The organism is Alkalibaculum bacchi (assembly GCF_937875145.1).
Classification (GTDB): Bacteria; Bacillota; Clostridia; order Eubacteriales; family Alkalibacteraceae; genus Alkalibaculum; species Alkalibaculum bacchi_A.
The window spans coordinates 1-8,649 of record NZ_CALNCS010000222.1 but is presented as its reverse complement, the minus strand read 5'-3'; the positions used below and the strand labels follow the sequence as shown (position 1 = coordinate 8,649).

Annotated in this window: 11 protein-coding genes; 2 read left to right on the top strand and 9 right to left on the bottom strand. The window is 33.4% G+C overall.

The genetic code is table 11. From position 1 onward, the window contains the following. Positions 1-24: 24 nt before the first annotated feature. The 9 genes from Q7P22_RS13080 to Q7P22_RS13040 all read right to left on the bottom strand — a co-directional run bounded on the left by Q7P22_RS13080 (position 25) and on the right by Q7P22_RS13040 (position 5,908). A complete protein-coding gene (locus Q7P22_RS13080; protein WP_303864846.1) occupies positions 25-282 on the bottom strand; it encodes an accessory gene regulator B family protein in 258 nt (85 codons plus the stop codon). A gap of 5 nt (positions 283-287) precedes the next feature. Further along, positions 288-431 (bottom strand): cyclic lactone autoinducer peptide, encoded by a 144-nt coding sequence (locus Q7P22_RS13075; protein WP_303864845.1) that lies wholly within the window; start codon positions 429-431, stop codon positions 288-290. A gap of 150 nt (positions 432-581) precedes the next feature. Continuing rightward, complete coding sequence (locus Q7P22_RS13070; protein WP_303864843.1) at positions 582-1,640, bottom strand: sensor histidine kinase; 1,059 nt, start codon at positions 1,638-1,640, stop codon at positions 582-584. Between the two features lie 232 nt (positions 1,641-1,872). After that, positions 1,873-2,220, bottom strand: a complete 348-nt coding sequence (locus Q7P22_RS13065; protein ID WP_303864841.1) for a LytTR family DNA-binding domain-containing protein — start codon at positions 2,218-2,220, stop codon at positions 1,873-1,875. 317 nt (positions 2,221-2,537) lie between these two features. Beyond that, positions 2,538-3,896: a uracil-xanthine permease family protein gene (locus tag Q7P22_RS13060; RefSeq protein WP_303864839.1), complete on the bottom strand. Its 1,359-nt coding sequence runs from the start codon at positions 3,894-3,896 to the stop codon at positions 2,538-2,540. Between the two features lie 646 nt (positions 3,897-4,542). After that, positions 4,543-4,719: a hypothetical protein gene (locus tag Q7P22_RS13055; RefSeq protein WP_303864837.1), complete on the bottom strand. Its 177-nt coding sequence runs from the start codon at positions 4,717-4,719 to the stop codon at positions 4,543-4,545. Between the two features lie 290 nt (positions 4,720-5,009). After that, complete coding sequence (locus tag Q7P22_RS13050) at positions 5,010-5,219, bottom strand: heavy-metal-associated domain-containing protein (RefSeq protein ID WP_113920647.1); 210 nt, start codon at positions 5,217-5,219, stop codon at positions 5,010-5,012. 14 nt (positions 5,220-5,233) lie between these two features. Next, positions 5,234-5,443, bottom strand: coding sequence for a cold-shock protein (locus tag Q7P22_RS13045; protein ID WP_113920646.1), 210 nt, complete (start codon positions 5,441-5,443; stop codon positions 5,234-5,236). Positions 5,444-5,713: 270 nt separating this feature from the next. Continuing rightward, entirely contained in the window at positions 5,714-5,908 is a 195-nt protein-coding gene (locus Q7P22_RS13040; RefSeq protein WP_303864834.1) for an alpha/beta-type small acid-soluble spore protein, read from the bottom strand. A 168-nt stretch (positions 5,909-6,076) separates the two neighbouring features. On the opposite strand from Q7P22_RS13040, the gene Q7P22_RS13035 reads away from it, so the two are divergent. Both Q7P22_RS13035 and cooS read left to right on the top strand, forming a co-directional pair. Continuing rightward, positions 6,077-6,964, top strand: coding sequence for a methyltransferase domain-containing protein (locus tag Q7P22_RS13035; RefSeq protein WP_303864832.1), 888 nt, complete (start codon positions 6,077-6,079; stop codon positions 6,962-6,964). A gap of 94 nt (positions 6,965-7,058) precedes the next feature. After that, positions 7,059-8,649 (top strand): anaerobic carbon-monoxide dehydrogenase catalytic subunit (gene cooS, locus Q7P22_RS13030; RefSeq protein WP_303864830.1); only part of this gene is annotated, 1,591 nt, incomplete at its 3' end.

Sequence of the window (8,649 nt, the reverse complement as noted above, 5' to 3'; positions counted from 1 at the left end):
AGAAAAAGTGTCATAAAAAATTTGTTATTTGTGACAACTACCTTGACAACCACCGGTTCTGGCATGGTATCCTCCTGCATACGTTCTAAGAGGGATGTAGACAAACATTAATAGGATGCTTTGCCATATCATTTTTAATATAATACCGATGATAATTATAGTACCAATATTAAGCACCATCAATGATCCTTGCTTTAGTCCATAGGTATATAACTCTTTATCCTCCAAGGGTATTACTTCGTTACGAATAAACCAATCTGTAATCCTATCGAATACATCCATTTTCATTAAAATTTACGAAGCTTCTCAGCACCTTTTGGTAGCTTTGGTTGATGCATTACAAACATACACGATGAATTTACGTTTGCAATCGTAACCATTAGTGCTAAACTTGCTACCAATCCACTAATCTTCATTATGATTTTCTTCACAGTTGTTTCCTGCCTTTCCTTTATCTTACTACAAAAATTTAATTTGTGCGGGATCTTGTCAAAATTCATATATGTTTTTGTAGTGAACTAAGGTTTTTCTTTTAAAATCTTTAAAAAGATTTTCTTCCATTAAAAAAAGAGCAGGCTATTTTAATAGCTATTGCTCTCAAATAATTCGATATACATGAGTAGAGTGACAGAAAATACTTTTTTACTATGTACTAGTTCCATTGAACCATTATACTTTTCTAAAACAGCTTTAATACTTTGAAGACCAATTCCATGATTGGACTTATCCACCTTTGTTGTAAGAAGTGTATTTTTCTCTTTAAGGATTTTTCCTTCGAATGGATTATCAATCTTTAAAATAAACCGTCCCTTGTCATATTTTATAATAATATTGACATATCTATCTTCCGTCAACTCACATACAGCCGTTATTGCGTTATCAAGTAAATTTCCTAATATAACCGCCATATCATAAGACGTAATATTTAATTCTTCCGGCACATTAATATCTAATATGGTTTTTATTTTCTTCTGCTCTGCTTCTTGCAGCTTGAAATTTAAAATACTGTCAACTGCAACATTTCCGGAACGAACATATTCCTTTTGTTCACCGAAAACCTTTATTATATCGGATATGTGTTTAAGAGTTTTTTCTTTTTCTTCATTTTGAATCAATGTATATATGACGGACAGATGATTTTTTAAATCATGTTTTATTGTAGCTGTGTTATTCACTGATAGCTTCATTAGATTAAATTGATTTTCATAATATTTATTTTTCTGTTGAAGCAGCATTTTTTCCATTTTATCTGACCATACTTTTGTAATTACATCATATAAATAAAATGTTGCAAAGTTAACAAACAACATAAAGACTATCCCAATCATTACCTGTATCCATGAAAGACCCTTTGCTTGAAATAAAGTTAAAATAATATATAAAGATGCCGTTGGCATCAACACAATGCAAAACCAATTCGAATTTGGTATGAATCCTCCACTCTTGATGTTTTTATAATTACCAAATATCAGTGCCACTACATAGGAAAGAATTTTAACTATTATGAGTCCATATACGGATGAATAATCGTTAGCAGATAAAAGAGGAAAATTGAAATAACCCGATATCAATGCCACAATCATTTCAATACACATCAAAATCAGATATATCAATGCTATCGATACTATCCGTTTTTTCATATTTGACTTATAGTTTAATGATAATACCATGAAAGCAACTATATTACATATCATGAGGATCACGGGTATATTTATGATAAGATATATTGCGACTATAAATATGGAATAAGCTATGTATGACAATAGTTCAATTTTATTATGTACCTTTCTTTCATCAAAAAAAATATTCATGAATTTATAAATTGTATATGCTCCAAAAAAATTCGTTATAATGAATGTCCATTCATAAATACTAATATTCATAATTCATTTCCTCTTTTTGATATTTCATCTGCAACTCTCTTATTTCTTTTCTCCTAGGTTGACTTATTGGGAGTTGTATAGAATTCGTCATCATAACCGACTCATATCTAAATGTACTTACATGGGCATAGTTTACAATATACGATTTATGGATATACATAAATCGATGTTTTATTACTTTAGTGAACACATCTGCAAGCTTACCATAAAATAATTTTTCACCCTCAGTAGAAACTATTTTGACTTGTCTACCACCACTCTTGAAATAATTTAAGATGATCTTCTCAATCTGTGAACAAATCGTTTGTTCGTCGTCACATATAGCAATTTGAAACATCATGTCCACCTGTCTATAATATTAAAATGTGATCATATCTAACGAAGTACGAACGAGTGAAATTCCTTCTATTTACATAATATCATAGAATATGGTAGAAATTATTCCTTACGCTTACTTTCATATTACAATATTTAAAATAAATATAAGACTATTCTAAAAGTTACCAAACTACAAAAGGAGGGCACATTTTTATGCCCTCCTTTTATTTCTACTTTCTGCTTAATTTTTTCTCTCTCCTATAGAAATAAGTAAATTCATAAGCCCTGATAGTGGGTAGCTGACCGATTGTTAAAGTTTCAGCATTCTGCTTTCCGCTAATCTCTTTCCCCTATGGAAAGAAGTAAGTTTAACGCTATTCCTACAATAGCTGCTGTTGCTAGTGCTGGAAGTTGTGTTCCGAACATTGGAATCATGCCGCCTTCAAACTGGTATGTTCCACCTAATCCTATGATTAATATAACAGCGATAACTGCTAGGTTCTTAGAGCTAAACATATCCACTTTTTTATCCATCATAATTGTAATACCTTGTGCAGCGATAACGCCAAATAAGTAAATGGATAATCCTCCTATTACAGATGTTGGAATGGAGTAAATTATATTAATAAGTGGTGTAAAACAAGAGATAATCATGGTGATTATAGCTGCTACTATAAGTACTGGTACAGAGAAATTTTTTGATATGGCCATGGCACTAATGTTTTCACCGTAATTTGTGCCAGCAGGTCCACCAATAAAACCAGATATGATATCTCCTAAACCATCCCCGATAAGGTTTAACCCTAGTTTATCTTCAATATTATATCTTTTTTTACTACCTTTTCTCTTTGCTAATTCATTTACGTAAATATCTAATTGATAAATATGTGCTGTTGATTCAGGAATTGTAGCAATAGCAATCGGCATAATCGCCACTACTGCAGCCACAGTTGGTTTTGGGAATGTAAATATAGGTAAATTTACAATGCTATCAGACACAATTGTGTTAAAGTTTACAAATTGAATTCCTGTTACATTTCCAATGATGAGTGCTGCTGCATAACCTGTTAAAAGTCCAAATAAAATTGGCAATTGGCTTAACTTGCCTCTTAAATATACGGAATATAAAATTGTTGATATTAAAGTTATCACTGCAATAACCCATGCGTAACTACTTGCAGTAGCTTGGTTTGCTTCTAAAACATTTGCTGGAATAGCTGAGGCATTTCCCATAGCATTCGCAGCTAAAGATAGACCAATAATGATAGCAATACTTCCTGTAACAGTTGGTGGAAGCACTTTATCGATCATTTTCTTTCCGCTCTTTTGAATGACAAAGCCTGCTATAATTGAAACAAAACCAGACATGATAATACCAAATTGTGCAATTGAAATTTTGTCATTTAAAGAATAACCTGCAAAAGCATCTGCGCTCATTATTGAAGCAATTGCTGCAATATAAGAGAAACTTGAGCCATAGTATAGTGGTATTTTTCTACCTGTAACTAAAATAAATCCTAAAGTTGCTAGACCACTAGCAAAGATCGTCGTTGAAACGTGAAAACCTGTAATAAGTGCTACTAAGACTGTAGCTGGAAACATAACAACAATTTGTTGGATTGCAAATAGAATAAGTTCTAGGAAAGGCGGTCTTTCGTCAGGTAAATAGCCTCGTATTGCATTTTGGTTTTCCATAATTCTCCTCCTTGAATTGGTAGGTATAGTGGGATAAAGAAATAAGTTATTTTACTGCGACATTAGCTCATTAGCCCCCGGGAATTGGCTAAAGCCGCCCCTGAGAATTGGCTAAACCAATTCTCAGGTCGCGATGCTCGCCAAATGAAAGCTTTGCTTTCATTTCGTATCCGTGTAATTCCACAGCCAAATCAGCAAGCTGTTTGTCTGTTTCATCACACGTCTACATCGAAAGCTACGCTTTCGCTTGGCTCGCTGTTTCGCGCAAAAAAAACTTGCTGCAGTGTCGCAGCAAGATTAAAATTCATGTTTTGAGCATGGTCATAGCGTGACATGCTAGAAATATTAATCTTACTGGTATCCCTGTACCTGTTTAAAGATTTCTTTTCCACTATTATCACACATGAAGTAGTTTTTGTAAATAGATTTTTTATAAAACAAATCGAAATTTATCGAGAAAACGCCATCTTAGTCTCTAGCCATTGGTCTCTAATCACTAGCACCAGGCATTCCTTTAGGGTCTTAAAATCCTTCACTGTACTCAAGAATGACTTGAATTTGAAATTAATTTACACCTTCTTGATTTTAGATAAGTTGAATAGTAATTATACAATTGTTCGACTACCTCTTAATTATCGTTTTCAAGCTATTCTTCAAAATCGATTTCTGGCTCATAAGGGTCTTCTTCATAGTCAAACTCTATTTTTTTTAATGTTGACTTATTCGTAAAGTCTTCATATTTGCTCTTGTTGTTGACAATTTCTTCTAGGCGATCATAAGGGTCTTCTTCGTAATCAAATTCAGTTCGAAAAAAGTTTTTCAATTTGTATCACCTCCTGTTAAAGTGCTATAAACGTTTTAGTTGCTAGTCATTAGTATTAAGATATTCCTTTAGGGTCAAGATTCTTCGCTACGCTCAAGAATGACTTAAGCAGTAGCTAAGGTCCCAATACCTAAAAACCCGCAGGGATGGCTCTAGTTGACTACCTAGTCATCCTGAGCATAAGCGAAGGATCTTACTTTACCTCGCTTTTAGGCGAGTTTTCAGCTTTCCGCATTCCGCTTTTAGCTATTTACTATACTCTACACTTAAAAGTTCTTTAGTGCAAATATCTATTGTTTAATTTTACAACATGCTGTATGTTCTATTGTCTTTCTTATTTCATCTTCACCTGTTGCTTCATTAAATCCAACTTCTATTGAGCCTCGACCAAGATCTACATTAACCATTTGCACTCCGTCTAATTTATCTAAGGCATTTTTTATTTGTGTCTTCTCTGTATTGTTTTGTAATCCTATTACATAATAGTGTACTCTATTCATTCAATTTGTCCTCCTCACATTTTTTGAACATTAATTGCAGCTGGACCTTTTTCGTCTTCTCTTATATCAAAAGTCAGTTCTTCCCCTTCGTGTATATCCTTGTCATGGCTTTTTTCTTTCACTTGAGAATGATGCAAAAAAACATCTTTTCCATCATTTGTAGAAATAAACCCATAGCCTCTATCATTGTCAAACCATTTAACAGTTCCAGTAAAATTAGCCATAGAAATGCTCCTTTCATTCTTTTATGATGAGTATATTATTCCTATTGGCGACTCGTTTTATGCCCCTTTTAAACAATAGTTGAACGGTAGTTAAACGATTGCTAAGCAGTTGTCAAAGCATTCCTCGCCTAAAGGCGAGTTCAGCTTTCAACATTCCACTTTCCGCTAAAAGAAGTTATCCCGTCCAACTGTTCAATCTATAACGAAAAAGACAAAGGAAATAATTATTCTTCCTTTGTCTCTCGTAATTGCTGTTTCCTTATTATATAACTACTGCATATTTTGATTTTGATTTGTTTTTTCTTCGTAAGATTTAACCATTCTCTTAACCATTTCTCCACCAACAGATCCAGCTTCTTTAGAAGTTAAGTCTCCATTGTAACCTTGTTTTAAATTTATTGATAAGTCTCTTGCACACTCTTGTTTAAATTGTTCTAATCCTGCTTTTTGTTTTCTTCTACTCATTTTTATTGCCTCCTTTTTATGTTATAGTCATAGTATGTTTCGTAAAGAATAAAATAATCAGGTAATTTTTAACAGCATTTATAATTTGGTTTGTTTTTTTAGTATTTAATATGTATAACAAAAGAATTAATCTATTCAAATTATTCATAATAAGAGGTGTGTTCATTGATGAAAGATAAAACAATACCTTTAGGTAAAATGAAGATAAAAAATAATATTAAAGTATTTAAATGCCCGATCTGTGAAAGTAGTATGGAAATCATAGAATATAATAGCTTAAGATGTAAAAAAAATCATTGCTTTGATTTGTCAAAAAACGGGTATATCAATTTTCTTCTTCACAATGTAAAGACAGAGTATAATCGTTCTATGTTAGAATCTCGTAATATTATATGTAAAAGTGGATTTTTCACACCTTTAATTAAAAAAATCAGTGAAATCATCACTCTACAACAAATTAAAGGCTCAAAAAAAATCAATATATTAGATGTAGGTTGCGGAGAAGGGTCTCATCTCTCTCAAATTATCAAGAAATTATCGAATGAAAATATTTCTTATGAAGGTATTGGTATCGATATTTCTAAGGATGGGATACATATTGCCTCTAGAGAATACAAAGAATGCATTTGGTGTGTAGGTGACTTAACAAAAAACCCCTTTAGAGATTACAGCTTTGATATTATATTAGATGTATTATCCCCTTCAAACTATGCAGAATTTAATAGAATTCTCAAAAAAAATGGCTTACTCATAAAAGTTGCGCCAGGATCCCATTACTTACGAGAATTGCGAGATACCTTCTATCATCAAACAGAGAAAGAAACTTACTCTAATGAAAGGGTTATAAACCATTTTAAGAAAAACTATCAGCTCTTAGGCACTCATTCACTAGAATACAAGGCTCCTATAAATAAGACCAATCTCGAGCATCTAATTTCCATGACTCCTCTATCGTGGAAAGTCTCTCAAGAAAGAATACGGCAGGTACTACATTCAAACATTCAAGAAATCTCTGTAGAGTTTACTATATTATTAGGACAAAAATTAAATGATTAATTTTCCAACTATTTTTTCTTTTTGCTCATTTTATTTACAGATTAACGCATACTAAGGGTGAAATCTTAGTATTTAATGAAATGAGGAGGAACTAATGTCTGAGACAATTTTAGAAAAAATGGAAGGTAGAGTCAGCTACCACGATTCAGTTGAAGAAATGTTAAGGAGAATTCAAACAGATGGCCTTTCTAGCGTATTTTCAAGATGGTCAGAGCAAGAAAAAATACGCTGCAAATTTTGTTTAGAAGGAATAAGCTGTCAACTATGTACGCAAGGTCCTTGCCGTATTAATGAAAAGACAGGAGCTACCAAAGGAGTTTGTGGTATTGGACCAGATGCAATGGCTATGAGAAATTTCCTTATGCATAATATCATGGGTGCTGCCACTTATGGACACCACGCTTATGAAGCTTTTAGAACTTTAAAAGCCACTGCTGAAGGAAAAACATCCTTTAAAATTAAGGATGTAGATAAGTTGAAATCTATGTGTGCAACTCTTGGAATCGACACAAACCAAGATGTAAATGCTATGGCTATTCAACTAGCCGATCTCTTTGACAAAGAAATGAAAGTAACTCCGGATGAAGAAAGCTTAATGGTTAAGGCTTATGCGCCTAAAAAACGCCATGATGTTTGGAGAAACCTTCATATCTATCCTTGTGGTGTCGAGCATGAAGTTCAAAACGCCATTGCAAGTTGCTTGACAAATGTAGATGGAGATTATGTTTCTTTAGCAAAAAAAGCTCTGCGACTTGGTCTTTCTACTATTTACACTGCTCAAATAGGCTTGGAAATGACTCAGGATATTTTATTTGGAACACCTATGCCTCATGAAGTAAATGTAGACTTAGGGATTATGGATCCTAATTATGTAAATATTGCTTTTAATGGTCATCAACCTTGGATTGGCGTTGCTACCTTGCAAAAGGCAAAAAAAGCAGAATATCAAGAAATGGCCAGGAAGGCTGGTGCAAAAGGTCTTCGAATTGTTGGTTCCATTGAAACAGGGCAAGAATTACTACAAAGATTTGAAGTCGACGATGTCTTTGTAGGTTTAATGGGCAATTGGCTTTCTATCGAGCCATTTTTAGCAACTGGAACTGTAGATGCGCTGGTTATGGAAGAAAACTGTTCTCCTCCAGCGATTGATCAATATGCAGAAAAATATCAAGTAGCTCTTATTAGTGTAAGCACGATTATCGGAGTACCTGGTTGTGAAACCAATCTGCCATACTATCCTTCAAAAGCAGATGAAATGGCAGATAAATGCATCGAATTAGCTATAGAGAACTTTAAAAAGAGACATGGTAAAATTACTCCAATGGTACCAAAACATGTACAAAAGGCAATTGCAGGTTTTTCTACTGAAGCAGTATTAGGTGCTATTGGCAATGATTTAAACACTCTAGTAGATGTAATTTCAAAGGGACAAATCAAGGGAATTGTAGCTCTTGCAAACTGTTCTACATTAAGAAACGGCCCACAAGACTGGAATACCGTAAATCTTACTAGAGAATTAATAGAACGGGATATTTTAGTTGTTGCTGGTGGTTGCGGTAACCATGGTTTAGAAGTAGCTGGACTTTGTAGCCTAGAGGCTGCAGACATGGCTGGAGAGGGTTTAAAAGGTGTTTGCAAAGCTTTAGGAATACCTCCAGTATTGAGCTTTGGTACTTGTACAGATA